The sequence below is a fragment of the Acinetobacter sp. WU_MDCI_Abxb74 genome, assembly GCF_025513915.1.
Classification (GTDB): domain Bacteria; phylum Pseudomonadota; class Gammaproteobacteria; order Pseudomonadales; family Moraxellaceae; genus Acinetobacter; species Acinetobacter calcoaceticus_C.
In genome coordinates this window covers 1132772-1156384 of record NZ_JAHPRP010000001.1, presented here as the reverse complement: position 1 = coordinate 1156384, position 23613 = coordinate 1132772, and the positions used below count along the sequence as shown (strand labels likewise).

Here is a 23613-nt window from a genome sequence, read left to right as displayed (position 1 = left end):
GTTTTGTGTCTGTTTGTATTGTTTGTATTAATCTATGGATAAATCATGAGCAAAAGAGAAAAGATGAATATTTATTGGTCCTAATAAAAAAGCACCCGAAGGTGCTTAGAATTATTTCATCAAATTTGATTAGTGATGACGACGGTGTTTTTTCTTCCAATGTTTAGAAGATCTGTCAGCATCGCGGTCTTTAGAAATCTTATTACCTAGAGCAGAACCACCCGCAGCACCTAAAGCAGCGCCAACGTAACCACCATTTGTACCGCCCATGCTTCTACCAACGGTATAACCAGCACCACCACCTAAACCACCGCCAATTGCAGATTCTGTACGGTGACGGCGGTCACTTGCAACTGCTGCACCACCAGCACCACCTAAAGCAGCACCAATTGTTGCGCCAGATGTACCACCCATGCTTTTACCAATTGCAGTACCAGCAACACTACCTAAAGCGGAAGCAGCTGCTACATGTGTTGTGTTATCAGCATGCGCTACAGTAACCATAGAAGTTGCTAAAACAGCGCTACATAACCAAGCATTTAATTTCATTTTTTACTCCGTGTCCTTAGCAGCAGGACCCTATATCTTTTGTTACGGCAAATGTAACAAAACACGTTTCTTAAAATATGGAGAACCATCAATTCATTATTGTAGTTTAGTGTCTGGTTTGTATGTTTTCTATTAAAATAGAATGTTTAATACTCATATAGATAAATATGAATCTCATTTAGTTTTATGAGTTTTTTACTGGCGATCTGAACATAGAAAGTTGATCAAAGCTCTTTTGGCAGAAGACATATGTTTATGTTGTGCGTACAGTAAAGAGAAGGGACGTGTGTGACCTGCATAAGCCTCAAGTAAAGGTTGTAATTTTCCTTGCCGAATTTTTTCATTAACGATAAATTCGTAACTCTGGCATATCCCTAATCCACTTTCAGCTAGAGAAACTACGCCTAAAATATCTTCTTTTACCAAAATCCGATTTGTTGGTGTCCACTGGATTTCGTGATCGCCATCTTTAAAGAACCATGGCGTTATCTTGCCACTACTTGGTAATTCAAAGGCAATACATTGGTGATGATTTAATTCTTCCAAGGTTTGAGGCACACCCACGCGTTTTAAATAATTAGGGGAGGCAACGAGTTGAAGAGGGGCAAGTTCCAGCGGTCTGGCCACAAGAGAGCTATTAGGGAGATGCCCTTGACGAATGGCTAAATCAAAACCTTCAGCAATTAAATCAACATTTCGGTTAGAGATGCTGATCTCAATTTGAATGTCCGGATATTGCAAAAGAAATTTTTCTAATAAGGGCGGTAAACGATAATGCCCATAAGTTGTGGGAACGCTTAATTTAATTTTTCCAGAAATTTGAAGTTGTTCACCTTGAATCACACGCTCTGCATGGTCGATTAGCTGAAAGGCGTGCTGCATTTTCTCATAATAAAGTTGACCTGCTTCGGTCAGGCTCAAATGACGAGTGGTCCTTCTAAAAAACTGGATACCCAACTTTTTCTCCAGCCGCGTAATTGTTCTACTAATAACTGAAGGCGTCGTGGACAAATAAATTGCAGCTGCACTAATAGAAAGCTTTTCAGCCACAATTAAAAACACTTCAACATCGGCAAGATGGTCAAATTGACGAGACATTTTGTCCTCAAACGCAAAAAAGATTTTCAAATGTGGTTGTTTATCTACCCCATTGGCAAAAATAGAATATATCCATCCAAAATATAAATCCAGCAAATGGTTGGAATGAAGGTTAAATGATGAAATCTCTAAATAAAATAATGCTTGCAATAGTTACCGCTTCAGCAGCATTAAGTGCAAATGCTGCCCATGTATTGATTGTATTGTCTGATGAAGGGCAGCTAGAGCTAAAAAATGGTCATATTTTTAAAACTGGTTTTTATTTAAATGAGTTAATGCAACCTACAAAAATGCTTTTAGATGCAGGGCACACAGTGACTTTCGCTACACCAAAAGGCAAAGCACCAACACTAGATGAGTCATCAAATAGTGTGATGTACTTTAACCAAGATGAAAAAGCACTAAAGCAGTACGTAGGCTTATTGCATGACCTTAAGTTAACGTCCCCTCAAGATTCTCCAATTTTGAGTCTATCTCGTATTGAGCAAATTGGTATTGATCAGTTTGATGCTATTTATATTCCAGGTGGACATGCACCTATGCAAGATTTGTTAAAAGATAAACAACTTGGGAAAGTTTTGACAGCTTTTCATAAAGCTAAAAAACCTACAGCTCTGGTTTGCCATGGTCCTATTGCGTTGATGTCAACGTTACCGAATGCTTCGGAAGTCGTTCAGCAACTTGAGCAAGGCAAAACCGTAAAAACTGGAGAGTGGATTTATAAAAATTATCGGATGACTGTAATTAGTAACCAAGAAGAAGAACAAGCGAAGGCTTTGTTAAAAGGTGGTGAAATGAAGTTCTATCCACAAACCGCATTACAGTCAATTGGTGGTAAATATCAAATTAATACGAATGCTTGGTCTCCAAATGTAGTGGTGGATCGTGAACTTATTACGGGACAAAATCCGGCCTCGGCTGTTCTGGTGGGTAAAACATTATTAGAAAAATTAAAATAAATAGTCAGGTAAAGAGGTTTTATGAATAAAGCCTCTATTGCCCGATTGGGAGAAAAAGGTGATGTATTATTTTTTATAGAAAAAGCTAAATTATAGGCTGGTAACAAATCCCATCTGAAATCATTATATTTATAAGTTGCCACTTACTGTGAAAGTTGATGAATTGGCTGATTATATATGTCATTTAAGCGGCATAATCTGTAAACTATGCGCTATTTTTACGATTTTGCTTATCTTCTATACTTACATAGCCATAGCATTTGATAAGCCTTTTGGACTTTTGAGATATTTCCTCTTATGAAAGCGTCACTCCGTTTACGACTTGATCAACTCTGTGATCGACATGAAGAACTTACCGCATTGCTTGCAGATGTGGAAGTGATCTCCGATAACAAACGTTTCCGTAAATTGTCTCGTGAACATAGTGATTTATCTGAAATTACAGAAGTTTGGGGCAAATACCGTCAAGCAGAAGAAGATATTGAAACTGCTGAAATGATGAAGTCTGACCCTGACTTTAAAGATATGGCAGAAGAAGAAATTCAAGCGAATAAAGAATTGCTTGGAGAATTAGAAAGCCAGCTCAATATTTTGATGATTCCAAAAGATCCAAATGATTCTAATGCAGCTTATTTAGAAATTCGCGCCGGAACGGGTGGTGATGAGGCTGCAATTTTCTCTGGTGACTTATTCCGCATGTACAGTAAATATGCCGAGACACAAAATTGGCGTATAGAAGTACTTTCTGAAAATGAAGGTGAGCATGGTGGCTTTAAAGAAGTCATTTGCCGTGTGGACGGTGATGGAGTATATGGTCGCTTGAAGTTTGAAAGTGGTGCACATCGTGTACAACGTGTGCCAGCAACTGAGTCACAAGGTCGTGTTCATACATCTGCTTGTACAGTTGCGATCTTGCCTGAAATTGATGTCGATACAAATGTCGAGATTAACCCAGCAGATTTGCGTATTGATACTTACCGTGCATCTGGTGCAGGTGGTCAGCACATTAATAAAACCGATTCAGCGGTACGTATTACTCACCTTCCAACAGGTACAGTTGTTGAATGTCAGGAAGAACGTTCACAGCATAAAAACAAAGCCAAAGCGATGGCATTATTAGTTTCTCGTTTAGAAAATGCGAAACGTGCAGCGGCTGATGCAGCAACGTCTGAAATGCGCCGTGATTTAGTGGGGTCTGGTGACCGTTCTGAACGTATCCGTACTTATAACTACCCACAAGGTCGTATGACTGATCACCGTATTAATCTAACTTTATATAAGTTAGATGCCATTATGGAAGGCGATTTAACTGAATTGCTTGATAGCTTACATCGTGAATATCAGGCAGATCAGCTTGCAATGCTTGCGCAGGAAAATGGCGGATAATGAATATTGCTCAAGCGCTTGCAATTCGTGGTGAGCCTGACAGTTATGAACGACAAGAAAATGCTTGGTTACTTGAGCATTTTCTAAAAATCAATTCACTTGAATTAAAGTTTAAACTTGACCAAGAGTTAACAGTTCAACAAGAGCAAGACTACTTGGCTGGGCTTGAGCGTATTAAAAATGGTGAACCTTTAGCTTATGTGACAGGTTCACAACCATTTTGGACACTCGATTTAAAAGTAACGTCTGATACCTTAGTGCCACGACCTGATACTGAGGTTTTAGTTGAAACCGTTTTAAATCTAAATTTGCCAAATAATGCAAATATTGTTGATTTGGGAACGGGGACAGGTGCAATTGCACTCGCTTTAGCAAGCGAACGCCCAGATTGGCAAGTAACGGCAACTGATATTTATGCGCCTACCTTAGAGGTCGCAAAAGAAAATGCGCAAATCCATGGATTAAAACAAGTGAATTTTGCTTGTGGTGCTTGGTTTGAAGCACTTGAGCCACAAAAGTTTGATTTAATCGTTTCCAATCCGCCATATATTGACCCTGAAGATGAACACATGCAGGCACTGGCAACAGAACCACGCCGTGCATTGGTTGCAGATCAGCAGGGTCTAGCTGATATTGAAATTATTATTGCCCAAGGAAAAAACTGGTTAAAACCACAAGGCTGGATTGCTCTGGAACATGGTTATGGTCAGGGACAGGCTGTTCGTACTATTTTTGCTGAGCATGGTTTTAGTGAAATTAAAACTATTCAGGACTACGGCCAAAATGATCGAGTCACTTTGGCTTGTTGGATTTAAAGTTATTTCTGTAGTGTATCACGCCAACGTAATAACCAGTTTTCTAGAAGTTTCATTAAGGTATCGGTTACTTTACCCAATAGGGCCAATAAAATAATGGCAATAATAACAATATCGGGACGGGATGTTTCTCGACCATCACTGAGTAAATAACCGATTCCTTGAGTGGCTGCAATCAATTCAGCTGCAATCATAAACATCCAAGATAAACTTAAGCTGTTACGTAAACCGGTTAAAATACCGGGAGATGCTGCTGGCAAAATAATAGATCATCCTCGCATGGGTTCGATTCTTTCTAAACTTAGTTATTTTGATTTATAAATCAGGTTGAAAGATAAAAGTTTAGAAGAAATTCTAAATAACTGTTTTTATAGTGATTATTGAATTTGAAGTAATGTGCTTATCTGAAATATTGAAGTTAAAAGATATAAATATCATAAGCTTAAGTATTAAAATTTTAAGCTTTGGTTCGATATATACATTATTGCTTGTGTGCAGTTAAATTATTTCGGTACGCACCTGGGCTGACGCCAGTCCATTTTTTAAAGGCACGGTGAAATGCGCTTGGGTCTTGGAAGCTTAAATCTCCACTAATATCTTGAATTGAATCGTTAGTTTTACTTAAACGTTCAACCGCAATATCACAGCGGATTTCATTTTTAATTTGCTGGTAACTGACGCCTTCATGTTTCAGTCGGCGTTGAACGGTTGCTTCAGAAATATTGAGCTGTTGTGCAACATCTTTAAGTTCGGGCCATTGTGCAGGATGAAGTTTCAATAAATGACGACGAATAAGAAGACTTAATGCATTTTCATTTTTAAAGCGAACTAAAAGATTTTGCGGAGTTTGCTCTAAGAAATCATAAAGTGCTTTTTTATCTTTTTTAATTTTAATATCTAAATAGTGAGCATCAAATTCAATTCGGTTTATCTCGGCATTAAATTGAATATCTCCACCAAAACGGATTAGATAGTCTTGAATATCTTGAGGTTGAGTACAACGTACTGAAATCTTGTTTAAGCCAATTCGTTGATCTACCAACCAGCACATAAGTCCATGCACCAATATTAAAAAAGTCGCATAGGTAAACATACGTTTGGGTTGTTCACGATCACGAATGACCAAATAGGCTTTTTGCTGATCCCGAATTAATTCACCCTGTAGATCATCTAGAATAAAGTTAAAAAACTTCAATATATCGTAAAGCGCCTTTTCTAAAGTTTCCGCCGTACTGACAAGTTTAGTCAATAATTTATAGCTACCTCGACGCATAGGGTGGCTGTCCATACCAAAAAACTCATCGTTCATGGCATTGGCAAGTTCTATCCATAGTTGCGCATATGTCGTAACGGGCACACGTGCCTTGGGAGACATCAGTAATTCGGCAGGAATTCCCGCTTTATTTAGAATTATTTGAGTATTTAGCCCTTTGGCATAAGCAGCACCCAGTGCTTCATGTACCAGTGCAATCGAAATAGTTCCTTTACTTAAAGAAGATTGGACAACCATGTCAAAGACTCATATTTTCTTCATATATTTCAAGTGAAATATTTCATATTTAAAATTTGGATTGATCAAAAGCTGCAAACATTTTGAGGCTTTTTGAAATTGTATCGGAAAACAACAACTTTTACTCTCACTACTAAGTTTAAAGAACATTTCTATAGGACATTACATAATGAAAATTCAAGGGAAGCATTTCGTGATTACAGGTGGTGGCTCTGGCTTAGGGGCTGCAACAGCTGAATATTTGGTGCAACAAGGTGCTTCAGTCACATTGGTAGACATGAATGTAGAAGCTGGTGAGCAGCAAATAAAAAAATTAGGATCAAAAGCTGACTTTGTAAAACTTGATGTAACCGATGAAGCTGCTGCTGAACAGTTCTTTAAGGATGTATTAGTAAAACATGGCAGTTTGCATGGTTTAGTTAACTGTGCGGGTATTGGCCCTTCTGCAAAAGTGATTGGCCGTGAAGGTGTACATGATTTAGGGTTATTTGCAAAGACTCTACAAATTAATGTTACAGGTACATTTAACATGCTGCGTTTTGCAGCGGATGCGATGAGTAAAAACACAGTTGAAGCAGGCGAAGAAGACCGCGGCGTAATTGTAAACACAGCCTCAGTTGCAGCATTTGATGGTCAAATTGGTCAGGCAGCGTATTCCGCATCTAAAGGTGCTATTGTGGCTATGACATTGCCAATTGCTCGTGAGCTTGCTCGCCATGCGATTCGCATTATGACCATTGCGCCGGGGATTATGGAAACCCCAATGCTTAAGGGCATGCCACAAAATGTTCAAGATGCTTTAGGACAAATGGTGCCATATCCATCTCGTTTAGGAAAACCAGAGGAATTTGCCCGTTTAGTTGGGCATATTGCTGAAAACTCATATTTAAATGGTGAGGTTATTCGTTTGGACGGCGCAATTCGTATGGCGGCAAAATAATAAAAATAAGGGTGTCTAAATATTAATTTTTTAAATAATAAATTTTGACAACAAAAAACCGCAATTGCTCTGCGGTTTTTTGCAATTGAAACGAAATCAACTTTTTGATGATTAAAGCTGAGCTTTCACTTGTTCGCCAATTAAATAAAAGGTACCACCCGCAATATAGTGCAGGCTTCGAAGTTCTTTCGGTGCGTCTTGAAAGTACCAATGTCCATCTTTAAAAACGCGGCTATCTGCCCAAGCACCCACAACAGAACCAATAAATAAATCATGAGCTGACTGATTGTGAGGTTCTGGAATAAGTTTACACACGAGCCATGCAATGCAACCTGATACAAGCGGGCTTGTAAGACCTTCTTGATAAAATAACTCAACCCCACAATGCTCAAGTTTTTGCGGGTCATCTAATTTACTAATTGTACCAAGTTGATGCGTCATATCGAGCTGCGCATAGCAGGGAACTTGTAGGGTGAAATAACCGCTTTGTTCAACAAGCTGACGAGTTTTAGTACTTTTATCGAGAACAACGGTTACTTTGGCTGGGGTGAGTTCTAATGCACATGCCCAAGCGGCTGCCATGACATTTCGGTCATCTCCATGTTGAGCAGAGACAAGTACAGTTGGGCCATGATTTAACAAACGATACGCTTTTTCTAACTCTACAGGTGCAATATATGATTGGGACATATTTAGCCTAAGTAATAAAGAAAATAGATATTTCTATTGTTGCAGAAAGCTTAAAAGAAGTAATGCGTTGGATAAAAGTTTAAAGAATAAAACGCTGTTTCTATTTTATGGCTTTCTTAATGCCCGACTTAATCATAAAATCATTTAGCCTCTAAGTGAAAGGATCAGTGCGTGACAGAGCTTCAAGATATCGATTTTGTAGAGTTAAGTGATGAAGAAATGCATCTCTATAGCCGTCAGATTTTACTTGATGGATGGGATATAGAAGCTCAGGAAAAACTCAAACTTGCCAATGTGCTGATTGTCGGGGCTGGTGGAATAGGTTGTAGCAGTGCAGAGCTACTAGCGCGAGCAGGGGTTGGGAAAATCACACTCATTGATGCAGATACTATTGAGATAAGTAATCTACAACGTCAAATTGCATTTGGTCATGAGGATATCGGGCGTTATAAAGCTGAAATTTTGGCTAAACGTTTACAGAAAATTAACCCTTATATCTGTGTTGAATACTATAACGAACGTTTAGACGCACATAACATTGATAGACTTGTTGAACACCAAGATGTGGTTTTAGATGGATGTGATAATTTTACAACCCGCTATTTAGTAAATGCAGCTTGTAAGAAGCATCAGGTCGCATTAATTAGTGCTTCAGCAATTGGTTTTCAGGCACAAATATTTATGGTTGAAGGAGATTCAGCGTGTTATGAATGTCTTTTTCCAAAAGAACAGCATAGCAACGAAGGCCTACGCTGTGCAGAGTCAGGCGTACTTGCTACTACTCCTGTAATGATAGCGTCATTACAAGCACATCACACTTTGTTGTATTTAGGGTTAAATCGTGTACCTTTAAAACAGAAACTTTTACTGTGGGATGGCTTGAACATGACACAACGTATTGTGAGTTTTGATAAAGATGTAAATTGCCCACTTTGTCAGGCAAGCTAATCAGTAAATGAGATAAAATTTGCTACACTCAACCTGAATGATTTGGTTTTGAAGAAATATGAAAAAAAATATTTTGTTTGATGGGTTACGTTCCGTTGCCCGCATTGGTGAAACAGCAGTGGTTGCGGCCAAAGCTGGAATTAAATATGCAACTGAAAAACCAAGTAATGCCAAACTCATGAGAGAGACCTTTGAGTCACTTGGCTCAACTTATATTAAGCTTGGTCAGTTTATTGCGAGTACACCATCGCTTTTCCCTCGTGAATATGTAGAAGAGTTTCAAGGTTGTTTAGACCAAACACCAACACTGCCATTTAGTTATGTTCAAGGTGTGCTTGCATCTGAGTTTGAAGGGCGCGATTTAAATCAGATTTTTAGCTATATCGATGAAAAACCATTAGCTTCTGCATCAATTGCTCAGGTTCATGCAGCTAAACTCACTACAGGCGAAGATGTTGTTATTAAAGTACAAAAGCCTGGTGTTGAAACCATTTTATATACTGACTTAAATGTGGTGCATTGGGCTGCCAAGCTGCTTGAACGTGTAGTACCTAAAATCAAATTTGCTGCACTTTCTGAAATTGTCGATGAAATTAAAAGCCGTATGGTTCGGGAAGTTGATTTCATTGAAGAAGCACAAAACTTAGATGATTTTGTTGAATATCTTAATATTTCGCAAAACCATGCTGCGACTGCGCCTAAAGTTTATCATCAGTTTTCTACACGCCGTGTTTTAACCATGCAGCGTTTATATGGTGTGTCTTTGACAGATTTTAGTGTTGTAAAACAATACGCCAAAGATCCATCACAAGTACTTATTACGGCAATGAATACGTGGTTCGGTAGTTTGATGTTATGTAAGAGTTTCCATGCAGACTTACATGCCGGAAACCTAATGTTGCTCGAAGATGGTCGAATTGGTTTTATTGACTTTGGTATTGTAGGGCAGCTAAACCCAGAAGTCTGGACAGCATGTATGGCCTTTATGGATGCATTGCAAAAAACAGATTATCAGGCCATGGCTGAAAACATGCTGAAAATGGGCATGACACATAACAAAGTTGATGTTGAAGTATTGGCACAAGATTTAGAGCGCTTATTTAACGGCGTATTAATGTCTGATCCTCAGCAAATTTTGGCATCCAATCCTGCCGATTTAAACGACATTATGATGGATATGGTAGGGGTTGGAGAACGCCACGGCATTAAATTCCCTCGAGATTTTGCTCTGTTATTTAAGCAAATGCTTTATTTCGATCGTTTTATGCGCGTACTCGCACCATATACCGATATTTATGCAGACCAGCGTTTGAAAATGGTTCAAAATATGGAACCTGCTTCGTTGTTAAAGCACTAAGGTCAGTTTAAATTTATGGATGCCATTATTATTGAAGGGTTAAAGGTTGAAACAGTCATTGGTTGTTTCAACTGGGAAAGACAAATCATTCAACCTTTAATGTTGGATTTAACCATCCATAATGATTTGAGCCGAGCTGCACAGTCTGACAAACTTGAAGATACTCTCAACTATGCACAGATTTGTGAAATATCGGCTCAGACCATTCAGCAAGCGAAACCTGAGTTAATCGAACATGCGGCTCAGCTTGTTTTAGAGTGCTTGTTTAATACTTTTCCAACGATTGAGTCAATTACTATTACTATTCGTAAACCTGCCATTATTGCAGAAGCTAATGCAGTAGGAATCCGTCTTGAACGTACCCGAAACAATTTTTGCGCTCGCGTTAGCGAGTAATCTAGACTCAGAACAACACTTTACTTTTGCTTATACGCAATTGGCAACATTGGGGAAAGTGCAGTTTTCATCGGTTTATCAAATTCCATGCCGAGATGGCATTGGAGATGATTACTGGAATTCGGCATGTCTATTAAAAAGTTCTTTAAATTCTTCACAAATCGAAGCTTTTTTAAAAAAACTTGAATTAGATTCAGGTCGTGTTCGCCCATCTCATCATATTTCACTCGATGTGGATTTGATTGCATGGGGAAGCGACCTAGACCATATGCAATTTAATTCTAAAAAATTACCATTGGCACTAGATGTAAAAATTCCTTTATATGAGCTTTGGCATTGTGAAAATTTGAAGACTGATGGAACGTTTTATCCAATCGTCAATTTTAAAGTTTAATATCTTTCAATTTAGATTTTACGCAAATTTTACGCGGGCTTTGAGTTCCTCAATAGAGAATTTACGAGCATTTTACCGATACTGAAATTCACTAAATTAGTGTTATTTCAGGACAATAAAGATGCTTATAAATTCTCAAATGCGCATCTTGCATCAGTCTGGCATTGTCTTATGCGGACTTAAAAAAAATGATATTTCTTCATTTCTCCTTATTTCCAGTTTGGCAAGTCAGGCCATGGGACATAGAGGAGAGTAATCATGCTAGAACTTATACTTGTTTTATTTATCGCTATTTTTCTAGCATGGTGTCTCAGTAAATATCTATCCAAAGTAATGGCAAATCAGCCGATATGGGGTGATGGATTATTTCGTTGGATTGAAAATCCTGTTTATCGCTTGTTAGGTGTATCTCCACAACAACAAATGAACTGGAAACAATATTCTCTAGCATTTGTTGTTAGCTGTATTTTTCTTGCAGTGGCTATCCTTGCTATTTTTATGACGCAAGCATGGCTACCCTTAAATCCTAACCATGCACCAAATATGAGTTGGGACTTAGCGTTACACACTGTTATTTCATTTTTAACAAACACCAACCAACAGCATTATTCTGGCCAAGCTCAATTATCTTATTTGTCGCAAATGACAGGTATTGTGGGCCTGCAAGTCATTACTCCAATGATGGGGCTGGCTTTGGTTGTCGCGACTTTAAGAGCGTTCTTTTATCAGCGTCCAAGCCATATTGCTGCGGACGTTGCCGAGCAGCCACATCAAATTTTAATTGGTAACTATTGGGCAGATGTAATTCGTCCTACAGTACGCTTTTTGCTTCCACTCTGTTTTGTCTGGTCATTATTGCTCAATAGCCAAGGTGTCCCGGCAACTTTTCAGGGTGGGCCAGAAGTACAACTTATTGATAAAGCCAACACTGTAGAAACTCAAAAAATTCCTTTGGGGCCAGTTGCACCGATGGTGGCTATTAAGCAATTGGGTAGTAACGGTGGTGGATGGTACGGTCCAAATAGTTCTGTGCCTTTAGAAAATCCAACACCACTTTCTAATCTGCTAGAAATGATTGCAATTTTACTCATTCCAATCACAGTAATTTTTATGGTTGGGCATTTTACTCAGCGTAAAAAGTTTGCTTACTTTGTCTTTGGTAGCATGCTTTTTATGTCGGTTATTTCAGGTGCAGCGGCTGTCTGGTCTGAGAGTATGTCATCTACAGCATCTCAACTTGCCGTAATGGAAGGTAAAGAACAACGATTTGGACCAGCCGCATCAGCAGTTTGGGCAGCTGTCACAACTCAAGTAAATAACGGTTCGGTCAATATGATGCATGATTCTTCTGCGCCGCTTACTGGTCTGGTTGAACTCATTAACATGCTGATTAATGCCATTTGGGGCGGTGTGGGCTGTGGTCTGCAACAGTTTATGATTTATCTATTACTTGCGGTATTTATTGCCGGTTTAATGACAGGCCGTACCCCTGAGTTGTTTGGGCGCAAGATTGAAGCTGCTGAAATTAAGTTACTCGCGATTATTATCTTGATTCAACCTCTCGTTATTCTTGCCTTTACTGCATTAACCCTCAGCATTCCGGGTCTATCAGGCATCAGCAATCCGGGACCGCATGGCATTAGCCAAGTGTTCTATGAATATATCTCTGCATTTGCCAACAACGGTTCAGGTTTTGAAGGCCTTGGAGATAACACCTTATGGTGGAACGTCACTTGTAGTATTGCCTTACTTTTAGGACGTTTCCCGACCTTAATTTTACCCTTAATGATTGCTACACGCTTAGCTGCAAAAAGAAAAGCACCTGAAACAGCAGGTAGTCTTCAGGTTGAAACTCCAACCTTTGCTTTAACGCTGATTACGATTGTTGTTCTGCTTACCTTATTACAATTTATGCCAGTTCTTGTCCTTGGGCCAATTGCCGATCAACTTTTGTTGGTTAAAGGTTAAGGAGGCGAGTGAAAATGAATACACAAACTCATGTAAATAATCATAAAAAAACCATGGCAGTACCAAATTTTGAAGTTTGGAAAAATGCATTTGTGAAATTGCTACCACAACATGCAATTAAAAATCCTGTCATGGCAATTGTATGGCTTGGGACAGTGGTTACTGCAATTAGTACGATTTTGGGTTACACCACACTGTTATTTGGTTTGGCAGTAACAGCTATCCTGTTCATTACCATTTTATTTGCCAACTATGCCGAAGCTGTTGCAGAGGCTAGAGGTCGTGGTCAGGCATCTTCATTACGTGCAGCAAGAGAAAACTTAACTGCTCGAAGACTCAATTCTTTGACCGACCGTCAAGCGACTCAAGTTGCAGCAACTGAACTTCATTTAAATGATTTTATTGAAGTTTATGCAGGTGAGCTTGTTCCAGCTGACGGTGAGATTGTAGAAGGTTTTGCCACCATTAATGAATCAGCAGTTACAGGTGAGTCTGCGCCTGTGTTACGTGAAGCTGGAACTGACCGTTCAGGTGTTATTGGAGGGACCAAGGTACTTACAGATCATATTATCGTTCAGGTTACTGCTGAGTCTGGCCAAAGTTTCTTGGACCGTATGATTGCTTTGGTTGAAGGTTCAAATCGTCAAAAAACACCGAATGAGATTGCACTTGGCTTTTTGTTAATGGTGATGACACTCACGTTTTTAATTGTCGTGATTAGCCTACCGTTTATTGCTAACTATTTGCATGTTGAACTTGATCCAGTGGTGCTCGTGGCGTTATTGGTCTGTCTAATTCCAACAACCATTGGGGGCTTATTGCCTGCGATTGGGATTGCGGGTATGAATCGTGCACTCAAAGCCAATGTCTTGGCAAAATCGGGTAAAGCTGTAGAAGTTGCTGGTGATATCGATGTGCTTTTACTCGATAAAACCGGAACCATTACCTATGGCGACCGTCAAGCGACATCATTTTATCCTTTAACTTCGGTAACTGAGTCGGAGTTGAGAGCTGCTGCTTGGGTAAGTTCACTTGCCGACCCGACACCAGAAGGGAAATCGATTATTAAGTTAGCAAAAGAGCAAGGCTTAAAACAGCAAGAACCTGAACAGGCTGAATTTATTTCTTTTAGTGCATCAACCCGAATTTCTGGTGTGAATTTGCCTCATGGTGATCAAATTCGTAAAGGTGCGTTAGATGCCATTTTGAAATTTGTCGATGAAGATTATTCTCAAGATTTAGAGTTAAAAGCACGTGTTGAACAAGTTGCCAAAAAAGGTGCAACACCATTGGTTGTGGCAAATCAACATCATGTATTGGGCGTGATTGAACTCTCAGATGTGATTAAACACGGCATTAAAGATCGTTTTGCTCGTTTAAGAGAAATGGGTATCAAAACCGTAATGGTCACAGGGGATAACCCGTTAACTGCTGCTGCGATTGCTGCTGAAGCTGGTGTAGATGACTATATTGCCGAAGCAAAACCTGAAGACAAATTGGCTTGTATTCGTACTGAACAACAGCAAGGCCGTTTAGTTGCGATGGTTGGTGATGGAACCAACGATGCACCTGCATTAGCTCAGGCTGATATTGGTTTAGCCATGAACTCTGGTACACAAGCTGCGAAAGAAGCAGGCAATATGGTTGATCTAGATTCAGACCCGACCAAACTGCTAGCTGTGGTTGAAATTGGGAAACAGCAGTTGATTACTCGTGGTGCTTTAACAACGTTTTCTTTAGCAAATGACGTGTCGAAATACTTTGCAATTTTGCCTGCATTATTCGCTGCAGCGATCCCACAAATGCAGGTTTTAAATGTGATGCATTTGGCGAGCCCAAGCAGTGCGATTTTATCGGCATTAATCTTTAACGCGATTATTATCCCGCTATTAATTCCAATTGCACTCCGAGGCGTGAAATTTAAACCTTCAACTGCAACTCAATTATTACGTCGAAATATGTTGATTTATGGTGTGGGTGGTGTGGTTCTACCATTTATTGCCATTAAAGCGATTGATGTTGTGATTGTTCAACTATTTGGTTTGTAATCTGGAGTTTGAAATGAAAACTTATGTACAAAATTCAGAAGCAAATTTGGGTCAGACCTTAAGAGCATCTTTAGGATTATTAATTTTTACCTTAGTCGGTTGTGGTGCTATTTATAGTACTATCGCTACTGGCGCTGGGCAGGTTTTATTCAACAATCAGGCCAATGGTAGTTTGATTGAAATAGATCACAAAGTTGTTGGGTCAACTTTAGTGGCTCAGCCATTTGTCGGGAATGAATATTTTCATCCACGTCCTTCGGCAGCCAATTACGATCCCATGGCAATGGCGGGTACAAACTTAGCTCGTACTAATCCTGAGTTACAAAAGCAAATTGACGCTCAGATACTCGCAGTGAAAAAGCAAGATCATACAGGCAATGCACCTATTCCAAGTGATTTGGTGACTAAATCGGGTAGTGGTATCGATCCACATATTAGCCCTGAATCTACTCAGTTACAGGTTCATCGAGTAGCTCAAGCGCGCCATTTAGACCCTAAAGTTGTGGAAGGGCTTTTGCAAAAACATATTGAACCTATGCAATTTGGTGTATTGGGACAAGCTCGTGTTAATGTATTAGAGCTCAATATTGCTTTAGATCAATTACAATCTACACATTAACTTAAAAATAAAATTGTTAGTTTACCGGATGATATCAAGTGCAAAGCAATCGCGAAAATCAGGCTGAAGCCTTATTAAACCACGTTAATAGATATCAAGCCGGTCGACTAACGGTCTTTTTAGGTGCGGCGCCTGGTGTTGGAAAAACCTATGCCATGCTTGCTCGTGCCAAAGAGCTGTTTCAACAAGGTACAGATGTTGTTGTGGGTATTGTTGAAACCCATGGAAGAATAGAAACTCTAAAAATTTTGGAAGGTTTGCCTCAGATTGCTAGAAAGGAAATGCAATATCAGGGGCATACTTTAGAAGAAATGGACTTAGATGCTATTTTACTTAGGCATCCCGAAATCGTTTTAGTTGATGAGTTAGCTCATCGAAACATACCAAATAGTCGTCATGAACGGCGTTGGCAAGATGTCAATGAATTATTAGATGCAGGTATTGACGTATTCACCACCATGAATATTCAGCATTTAGAAAGCCTAAATGATGTGGTGTACCAGATTACTGGCATTAGAGTAAATGAAACTGTACCAGATAGGGTATTTGATCGTATTCGAGACATACGTTTAATTGATTTGCCAGTCAGTGAACTTATTGAACGGCTCCATCAAGGAAAAGTCTATGTGCCCGATCAAGCAAATCTGGCTCTACAAGGTTTTTTTAGCGTTTCAAATTTAACAGCACTACGTGAACTAGCAATGCAATGTGTTGCTGAGCATGTCGATTCAGATTTAAAAGGGAGTTATGCTTCTAAAGGTTTGAAGTCTATATCGTTGCAAAATGAATTAATGATTGCGATAGATGGGCAAGGTTCTTCTGAGTATTTAGTACGGGCGGGTTGTCGTTTAGCAGAACGTTATGGTGCCGTTTGGACAGTAGTCAATGTTGCTAAAAGTTTAGGCACTCAGCAGACTTTAACAAACTCTGAAAGCTCATATAAGAAAGAATATATTGAAATTGATCGGGCGTTTGAACTAGCTCGGCAACTGGGTGGTCGGACAGAAGTTTTATACGGTCATCAAGTAGCATCAGTATTAATGGACGCTGCGGTAGATCGGGGAATCTCAAATCTGGTGATTGGCAAAAGTATTTCGCCGTGGTGGTTAAAGTTATTTAAGAAAAATTTAGCTCAACAATTATTGAATCAAAAAAACTCAATTGGTTTAACCATTTTGCATCCAGAACAGGGCACCAAAAAGACAACTCAGCTTGAAAAGCCGTCTTTTCTATCTTTAAAAGAAAGTATTTTTGTTTTAGCCGTTACCTGTGTCAGTATTTTTATAGCGCACTTTGCTGAAGTTTTATTAGGTATTGAAGACTTTTCTGTCATTTTCATTATTTCAGTTTTAATTGTCGCCACTAAAACCAGAATGCTCGCTGCGGTAGTGGCGGCTCTCATCTGTTTCTTGGCTTATAATTTTTTCTTTATTGCACCGCGTTTTACTTTTCAGATTTCAGCGCATCAAGGTGTAGTTACCGTTGTTGCTTTTTTTGCAGCAGCTTTAATTGCTGGGCGCTTGGCTTCTCAATTACGTCAGCAGGTTTTATCGTTAAAAGCTGCAAATGCTTATACGATGGTTATGCAAGACTTGGCGCGTAAACTTTCTCGTGCCGTTAACCTTGAAGAAGTTATGCAAACAGGACGTATGACCTTAGAAACACAACTTCAAACTAAAGTATGGATTTCTATTCAAGATAGAGTGATTTCATCTGACATAGAACTAAATGATAAAGAAAAAGTGGCAGCAGATTGGTGTTTGAAGCATCAACAACCATGTGGGCGTTTTACCGATACGCTTAGTCAATCAAACTGGTGGTTTTTACCACTTTTAGAACAAAAAAATAGCCTAGGTATTGTGGGAATTTACTTTAAAGATGAGGTGATTTCTTTAAATTTTGAGCAAAAGAAGCTGACTGAAAGCGTAATTGAATATATTGCGCAGGCAGCACTTCGAACCCAATTGGTTAATGAGCTTGAACAAGCAAAAGTAACCAGTGAAACAGAGCGCTTACGTTCTGCTTTATTATCTTCGGTATCGCATGATTTACGCTCACCACTTGCTTCTATTATTGGAGCCGCTGATACGCTTGCTCATTTTAAAGCTGATATGTCAGAGCAAGATCAACAAGATTTACTCGAAACCATTCATTTAGAAGGCGAGCGCTTAGACCGTTATATTCAAAATTTGCTTGATATGACACGTTTGGGGCATGAAGGCTTATCTCTAAAAAGAGACTGGATTGGTGTAGATGAATTAATTGGTTCGGCAACCCGCCGTTTGAAGCGTTATAAACCAGATACTCAAGTGTTGGTCGAATTACCTGAACAAGTAATTAGTTTGTATGTTCATCCAGCACTGGTAGAGCAAGCCATTTTTAATATTTTAGAAAATGCTGCAAACTTTTCACCTCCAGATGAACAAGTCATGATTCGGGCTTCTCTTTTGTTTGAAGATGAAGTGAAAATAGAAATTGAAGATAGGGGAACAGGCATTCCTGAAGAAGAAAGAAACCGCATTTTTGATATGTTTTATACTATGGAACGTGGAGACCGCGGAAAATTCGGTACAGGTTTAGGACTGACAATTGTGAAAGCGATTATTGGTGCTCATATGGGTACAATAGAAGCATTTTCAGGTCGCCAAAATAAAGGTACTTTAATTCAAATCAAACTACCCATTCATCCAGTAAAAGAATAAGTTGTAAAGTCATGATAAGTTCAGAAACATCGCCTGTAGAAACACGTATTGTGATTATTGATGATGAGCCGCAAATTCGTAAATTTTTAGACATTGCCTTAAGAACACAAAAATATAAAACCACTCTTTGTGAGACTGGTTACAAAGGTTTGGAGGCTTTGGCAACACAAGGTGCTGATTTAGTTATTTTAGATTTGGGTTTGCCAGATTTAGACGGTAAAGAAGTGCTTCAAGAGTTACGTAGTTGGTCGAATGTTCCTGTGATTGTGTTATCTGTACGCGCCGATGAATATGAAAAAGTTGCCTTGCTAGATGCGGGTGCAAATGACTACATGACCAAGCCCTTTAGTGTGCAAGAGCTGTTGGCGCGCATACGTGTCATTTTAAGAAGCCAACCCATTCAGCAAGAAGCTCATGTTTATGATGATGGCTACCTTAAAGTTGATATTACGCAGCGTTTAGTGTGGATTGAACAACAACCAATTACTTTAACTCGAAAAGAATTTCAACTGTTGACGCTGTTAATGCGCTATCAAGGACAGCTTTTAACACAGCCACAACTTTTAAAAGAATTATGGGGACCGACCCATCAGGAAGATACTCATTATTTACGTATTTTAGTGGGTAAGTTGCGCGGTAAACTTGGAGATAATGCAATTCAACCACGCTATATTGCTACTGAACCTGGTGTTGGATTACGTTTTTTAGCTCAACAGAAAAATCATTAGTTAGATATAAAAAAACCTTAGGGTATTTCTCCCTAAGGGTTTGCAAAGTGGTTTATAGTTTTTTTGCTTTTTTATTTATATATCCCAATGTTGTTCTGCTTCAGTCATTTGACTATAAATATTTTGATATTCAGCCTGTTTAACCGTGTACCAATGCTCTACAAAGTCTGCTCCTAAATATCCTTTTAAAATAAGACTTCCTTTAAATACTTTTAAGGCTTCTGGCTGATTATTGGCTAATAAAATGTGCTCATCTGGAAATTTTAAAAGATGTGCAGGTTTTGGTAGTGGTAATTTATGAGATAAGCCATAAGACACACCCGCTAAAATCGTAGCTGTAATTAAATAGGGGTTACAGTCGGCTCCAGCAACCCGATATTCTAAGCGTTGATTTTTTAAATCTGAGCATGGAATTCGAATTGCGACATTACGATTATTGGTACCCCAATTTGCTTCTAATGGCACATGGTGCCCAATTTTAAAACGTCTATAAGAATTAATATTAGGTGCTAAAATCGCCATAGATGCAGGCATTAATTCAATTAGGCCACTAATCGCGCTGAGTAATTTGGCGGGAAGCTCATCTTTTTCTACTTCTGAACTAAATATATTTTCATGGTACTGATTGAGCATGCTCATATGAAAATGCATGCCACTACCAGCCTTTGCCAAGTTGGGCTTTGCCATGAAACAGGCAGTTAAGTCATGTTTTCTTGCGACTTGTTTTACAATTCTTTTTAAGGCATTAATTTGATCGCAGAGCTTTAAAATATCATGAGTGTGTTGAAGGTTTAGTTCGTATTGTCCAGGTGATGACTCTGCAACAATAGCGGTAATTTCAATAGATTGTAGTAGCGCGGCTTTTTCAACTTCTTCTAAGACTTTTTGATAGTTATTTGGCGCATCTATGTCAAAACATTGGTTTTCCAAACATGTTTCAGTGTGATGGTTGGGTGAGAAAAGATAAAACTCCAGTTCAGCAGCCATAACAGGGAAATAATTGTTAGCATGTAACTGATTTAATAATTTTTTTAATATATTGCGTGGTTCATACCGACAATCTGAGCCAGCTTCTTCTTGCATTGTGAGGAAAAGCTGAGCATTCAATTCAGGGGATAAGGCACTTGGTTGTAAGCTGCCTAAAATGGGCAGACAAAGTCTGTCTGGTTCACCAATATATTTTCCTAGGCCTGTCTCTTCAATAACTTTTCCATCAAGACTCATTGCATAAACAGAAAGTGGAAAATAACATCCGTTGGAGAGATTTCTCAAACTTTTAACATCAATTCGTTTGCCACGAATATGTCCATTTAAATCATGTAGGCAAATATCAATATGTTGAGTATGAGGATATGAGTTTAAATATTCATCGACTTCTTTCAAAAATAAATCGGGTTGGAAAGTACCGGCTTGTGTTGGTGGAGTAAAATCGTCTGATATTTTAAAAGCCTTAAGGTGAGAGTCTTGTAAGTTTAAGTTTGGATAAATATGCGTACTCATTATAAAAACCTTGGTGGTTATTTAGCTAAAATCCTACCGCAAGCTGTGAGGTTAATAGCATAAAAAAAGAGTAAAATGATTAAAGAATGATTTTTAGAATATTTAGATTTTTTGTATGAATAATCAATTATTTGAGTCTAATTTTTATAATTAAAAATTTAAGTAAAATTAGCGTATAAGGGCAGTCTAAGAGTTAGCAAATTTCTTAGAATTTTATTTTTAAATTAAACAATATTAGTAATTATGACCTTTCAATTTGGTGAGATGGTCAAACTGATTTAAACTTAAAGTCTTATCCAGTGGGTCACTTTTTTTGAAGTCTTGAATAGAGCAAGGCCTTTTAGGGTATTTACTGGAATTTTATTTTTGCGTTTTTTTAAATTTATTTTTTGAGTTCTCTTAATATGAAAAATATCGGTTTAGCCATTCTAGCAATCAGCCTTTCAGGTTGTGCTGCAATGAGCGTAGAAGAATGTAAGACTGCGAATTGGTCATTAGTGGGTGAGAAAGATGGTTCAAAAGGTTCGTCGCCACGTTTAGATCAATATTACAAAGCATGTGGAAAAGCCAATATTGTTCCAGATCAAAAGTCATATGAACGTGGGTATAAAGAAGGTCTAGGATATTATTGCCAGCCAACAAATATTTTTTATAACGCTTTAGAGGGTAGTGGCAATATCAATGTGTGCCCAGTTGAGCAGCGTAATCGTTTAAGACCTTATTATCAGGCAGCTTCCGATTACTATAATGCAAAAAATGAGTATGACCGTTATGACGAAAAGTTTAAGCAATATTCTGACAGTGCTTACAACGAAAAATTGAAACCAGAAGAGCGCGAACGTTATCGTAAACTTTTAAGAGAATTACAAGTTGATCGTGACCGTATTAATCGAAACTATTGGAACTCAATTCGAGATATCGAGCGTTTCAAATATGATCATGGCTTAAAATAATATTTGAAAAGGATTGATCTGAACCAGATCAATCCTTTATTTTTTAAAGATAATAACTGGTTTTTGTCATGAGTTTTGAAATGGCTGTCATGGTAATTTTTACAGCATAAGGTAATTCAACGCCGCCTGCTTCCAGTGCAGTATGTCGATGATGTAATTCATCTTCATTCATTTGCTCTAAAATTTTACGAGAGCGTTCATCTTGAGCGGGTAACTGATTTAAATGATCCTGTAAATGAAGACTAACCTGACGTTCAGTTTCGGCCACAAAACCTAAACTATATTTATCACCTGCAATACCGGCAAGAGCACCCATACCATAAGAAAGACCATACCAAATTGGGTTTAATAAACTGGTATGACTATTTAGCTCTTTTAAACGAACTTCACACCAAGCTAAATGATCTTGTTCTTCAACTGCCGCTTGTTGCATTTCTTGACGTACATTCGGCAATTTCGCCGTTAATGCCTGACCATGATAAAGGGCTTGAGCACAGACTTCACCACTATGATTAACACGCATTAAACCCGCTACATGGCGAGCATCTTCTACCTCTAGTTTTGCTTCAACTGTTTCGGCTGGATTTTGGCGCTGCGCTGCTGTTGCACCCGGAACAAGACTACGTAATGCCTGATCAAAAGAGTTAATAAGTCGATCGATGCCTGTATATTGGCGCATAAATTAGTCCTCTAAAGAAAGGTGGGCTGTGGCAAGCATTGGTTTTAGTCGAGCTAGAAGCCAAATACTAAAGATTGCACTAAGTACAGCTGTAATAATAAAAAGTATTTTAATATCAATTTTTAAAACACTTAAGATTAAGATTGAAAAAATTGCAGAAGAAACCATAAAAACGGCATTTAAAATGTTATTCGCTGCTACAACACGAGCACGATGTGAACGTGGTGAATAAGCCTGCATCATGGCATAAAGAGGGACAATATAAAAACCGCCACTAATTCCCAGTAAAGTCACTGCTAACATGACATGATAGTAAACCCAGCCTTGGGTAAAAATATCTTTTAAAGTGAGTAATGCCCCAGTTCTTTCAGGTACAAAAGCTAAGCTAGCAGCAAGATATAATGCAAAAACAGTAAGACCTATTGCACCAATCGGTACCATTTTAATATTAATTTCTGAACCCCCAATTTTACGGCAAAGAAGAGATCCGACACCAATACCAACCGAAAAGAAAGTCAGCAAAAGGCTAACGACATTTTCTGAAGCGTGAAGGTTCTGTTGAGTGAGCTGTGGAATTTGCGTTAAATAAGTAGCGCCATAAAACCAGTACCATGAGTTACCTAATAAAATAGTGAATACTAAAGGTAAGCTTTTGGCATATTTAATTGTTTGAAAACTCGTACGAATAAAATTCCAGTCTATTTTTAAATCTGGTGCAGCAACTTTTTGCGGTAAGACAAATCGACTACACAAATAGCCTAAGCCAGCAATAATCACAACTGTAAGACTAATCCACAATAAATTTCCGTGTGATGATGCAATCACCGCACCACCTAAAATCATCCCAAATAAGATTGCCATTGAAGTGCCCGACTGAAACAGAGCATTACCGGACATCAACTCATGTGGTTTTAAAATTTCAGGCAAAATTGCATATTTGATAGGACCAAAAAATGTTGAATGTGTACCCATTAAGAATAAAGCAAGCAGAAGCAACCATAAGTGTCCCAATAAAAAACCGGCAGAGCCGATGAGCATAATGATGATTTCTAAAATTTTTATGCCGCGGACGAGTTGTGAACGCTCATATTTATCTGCAATTTGTCCGGCAGTGGCCGAAAAAAAGAAATAGGGCAAAATAAACAAGAGAGCCGCTAAATTATTAAGAGTACTAACAGGGGCAGATTGCTGCTGAATCAAACCATAAGTAATCACTAATAATAAAGATTGCTTAAAAACGTTATCATTTAATGCCCCGAAAAACTGGGTAAAAAACATCGGTACGAACCGACGTGATGTCATCAGGTGCTCATCTTGTTTCATCATGTGCAAACTTCATTGTGTTTTATAAAAAAATGTGACCGAGTGTTAATT

General features: G+C 38.6%; 21 protein-coding genes and 1 pseudogene. 14 read left to right on the top strand and 8 right to left on the bottom strand.

Annotated features, from left to right (window positions below; translation table 11 throughout):
- Positions 1-129 precede the first annotated feature (129 nt).
- Positions 130-549: a glycine zipper domain-containing protein gene (locus KTH84_RS05555; protein ID WP_005039626.1), complete on the bottom strand. Its 420-nt coding sequence runs from the start codon at positions 547-549 to the stop codon at positions 130-132.
- 195 nt (positions 550-744) lie between these two features.
- Positions 745-1647 (bottom strand): LysR family transcriptional regulator, encoded by a 903-nt coding sequence (locus KTH84_RS05550; protein WP_262472369.1) that lies wholly within the window; start codon positions 1645-1647, stop codon positions 745-747.
- Positions 1648-1766: 119 nt separating this feature from the next.
- On the opposite strand from KTH84_RS05550, the gene KTH84_RS05545 reads away from it, so the two are divergent.
- The 3 genes from KTH84_RS05545 to prmC all read left to right on the top strand — a co-directional run bounded on the left by KTH84_RS05545 (position 1767) and on the right by prmC (position 4807).
- Positions 1767-2606: a type 1 glutamine amidotransferase domain-containing protein gene (locus KTH84_RS05545; protein WP_262472368.1), complete on the top strand. Its 840-nt coding sequence runs from the start codon at positions 1767-1769 to the stop codon at positions 2604-2606.
- A 297-nt stretch (positions 2607-2903) separates the two neighbouring features.
- Complete coding sequence (prfA, locus tag KTH84_RS05540; RefSeq protein ID WP_042897038.1) at positions 2904-3992, top strand: peptide chain release factor 1; 1089 nt, start codon at positions 2904-2906, stop codon at positions 3990-3992.
- A complete protein-coding gene (prmC, locus tag KTH84_RS05535; protein WP_262472366.1) occupies positions 3992-4807 on the top strand; it encodes a peptide chain release factor N(5)-glutamine methyltransferase in 816 nt (271 codons plus the stop codon). Before prfA ends, prmC begins: the two co-directional genes overlap by 1 nt.
- 2 nt (positions 4808-4809) lie before the next feature.
- Here prmC and KTH84_RS05530 read toward each other — a convergent pair.
- Together KTH84_RS05530 and KTH84_RS05525 are read right to left on the bottom strand one after the other, a co-directional pair.
- Positions 4810-5076: pseudogene (locus tag KTH84_RS05530) on the bottom strand (ABC transporter permease); the annotation flags it as partial.
- Positions 5077-5288: 212 nt separating this feature from the next.
- On the bottom strand, positions 5289-6317 hold the full coding sequence (locus KTH84_RS05525; RefSeq protein ID WP_262472365.1) for an AraC family transcriptional regulator: 1029 nt from the start codon (positions 6315-6317) through the stop codon (positions 5289-5291).
- 169 nt (positions 6318-6486) lie between these two features.
- Between KTH84_RS05525 and KTH84_RS05520 the strand changes: the two genes are divergently transcribed.
- Positions 6487-7257, top strand: a complete 771-nt coding sequence (locus KTH84_RS05520; protein ID WP_202741676.1) for a 3-hydroxyacyl-CoA dehydrogenase — start codon at positions 6487-6489, stop codon at positions 7255-7257.
- A gap of 111 nt (positions 7258-7368) precedes the next feature.
- Here KTH84_RS05520 and KTH84_RS05515 read toward each other — a convergent pair whose 3' ends face one another.
- A complete protein-coding gene (locus KTH84_RS05515) occupies positions 7369-7947 on the bottom strand; it encodes a flavin reductase family protein (protein WP_202741678.1) in 579 nt (192 codons plus the stop codon).
- A gap of 171 nt (positions 7948-8118) precedes the next feature.
- On the opposite strand from KTH84_RS05515, the gene KTH84_RS05510 reads away from it, so the two are divergent.
- The 9 genes from KTH84_RS05510 to KTH84_RS05470 all read left to right on the top strand — a co-directional run bounded on the left by KTH84_RS05510 (position 8119) and on the right by KTH84_RS05470 (position 19107).
- On the top strand, positions 8119-8895 hold the full coding sequence (locus tag KTH84_RS05510; RefSeq protein ID WP_262472364.1) for a HesA/MoeB/ThiF family protein: 777 nt from the start codon (positions 8119-8121) through the stop codon (positions 8893-8895).
- Between the two features lie 58 nt (positions 8896-8953).
- A complete protein-coding gene (locus tag KTH84_RS05505) occupies positions 8954-10252 on the top strand; it encodes an ABC1 kinase family protein (protein ID WP_133972778.1) in 1299 nt (432 codons plus the stop codon).
- Between the two features lie 15 nt (positions 10253-10267).
- Positions 10268-10648, top strand: coding sequence for a dihydroneopterin aldolase (gene folB, locus KTH84_RS05500; RefSeq protein ID WP_133972780.1), 381 nt, complete (start codon positions 10268-10270; stop codon positions 10646-10648).
- Positions 10605-11042 carry a 2-amino-4-hydroxy-6-hydroxymethyldihydropteridine diphosphokinase gene (locus KTH84_RS05495; protein WP_262472363.1) on the top strand — a complete coding sequence of 146 codons (438 nt, stop codon included), beginning with the start codon at positions 10605-10607 and terminating at the stop codon, positions 11040-11042. The genes folB and KTH84_RS05495 overlap by 44 nt, the downstream gene beginning before the upstream one ends.
- A 258-nt stretch (positions 11043-11300) precedes the next feature.
- The gene (kdpA, locus tag KTH84_RS05490) at positions 11301-13010 is read left to right on the top strand and encodes a potassium-transporting ATPase subunit KdpA (protein ID WP_262472362.1); all 1710 of its coding nucleotides are present in this window, start codon (positions 11301-11303) and stop codon (positions 13008-13010) included.
- 8 nt (positions 13011-13018) lie between these two features.
- Complete coding sequence (gene kdpB, locus KTH84_RS05485) at positions 13019-15058, top strand: potassium-transporting ATPase subunit KdpB (protein WP_262472361.1); 2040 nt, start codon at positions 13019-13021, stop codon at positions 15056-15058.
- Between the two features lie 13 nt (positions 15059-15071).
- Entirely contained in the window at positions 15072-15677 is a 606-nt protein-coding gene (gene kdpC / locus KTH84_RS05480) for a potassium-transporting ATPase subunit KdpC (protein WP_262472360.1), read from the top strand.
- Positions 15678-15715: 38 nt separating this feature from the next.
- The gene (locus tag KTH84_RS05475) at positions 15716-18379 is read left to right on the top strand and encodes a sensor histidine kinase (RefSeq protein ID WP_262472359.1); all 2664 of its coding nucleotides are present in this window, start codon (positions 15716-15718) and stop codon (positions 18377-18379) included.
- A gap of 11 nt (positions 18380-18390) precedes the next feature.
- On the top strand, positions 18391-19107 hold the full coding sequence (locus KTH84_RS05470; RefSeq protein WP_262472358.1) for a response regulator: 717 nt from the start codon (positions 18391-18393) through the stop codon (positions 19105-19107).
- A 75-nt stretch (positions 19108-19182) separates the two neighbouring features.
- On the opposite strand, the gene KTH84_RS05465 is transcribed toward KTH84_RS05470, so the two are convergent.
- Positions 19183-20607 carry a glutamine synthetase family protein gene (locus tag KTH84_RS05465; protein WP_262472357.1) on the bottom strand — a complete coding sequence of 475 codons (1425 nt, stop codon included), beginning with the start codon at positions 20605-20607 and terminating at the stop codon, positions 19183-19185.
- Between the two features lie 404 nt (positions 20608-21011).
- Here KTH84_RS05465 and KTH84_RS05460 point away from each other — a divergent pair, with 404 nt between their 5' ends.
- Positions 21012-21560: a DUF2799 domain-containing protein gene (locus tag KTH84_RS05460; protein WP_262472356.1), complete on the top strand. Its 549-nt coding sequence runs from the start codon at positions 21012-21014 to the stop codon at positions 21558-21560.
- A gap of 43 nt (positions 21561-21603) precedes the next feature.
- On the opposite strand, the gene coq7 is transcribed toward KTH84_RS05460, so the two are convergent.
- Positions 21604-22239, bottom strand: a complete 636-nt coding sequence (gene coq7 / locus KTH84_RS05455) for a 2-polyprenyl-3-methyl-6-methoxy-1,4-benzoquinone monooxygenase (protein ID WP_262472355.1) — start codon at positions 22237-22239, stop codon at positions 21604-21606.
- A gap of 3 nt (positions 22240-22242) precedes the next feature.
- Positions 22243-23565 (bottom strand): MFS transporter, encoded by a 1323-nt coding sequence (locus KTH84_RS05450; RefSeq protein WP_133972800.1) that lies wholly within the window; start codon positions 23563-23565, stop codon positions 22243-22245.
- Between the last annotated feature and the right edge of the window lie 48 nt (positions 23566-23613).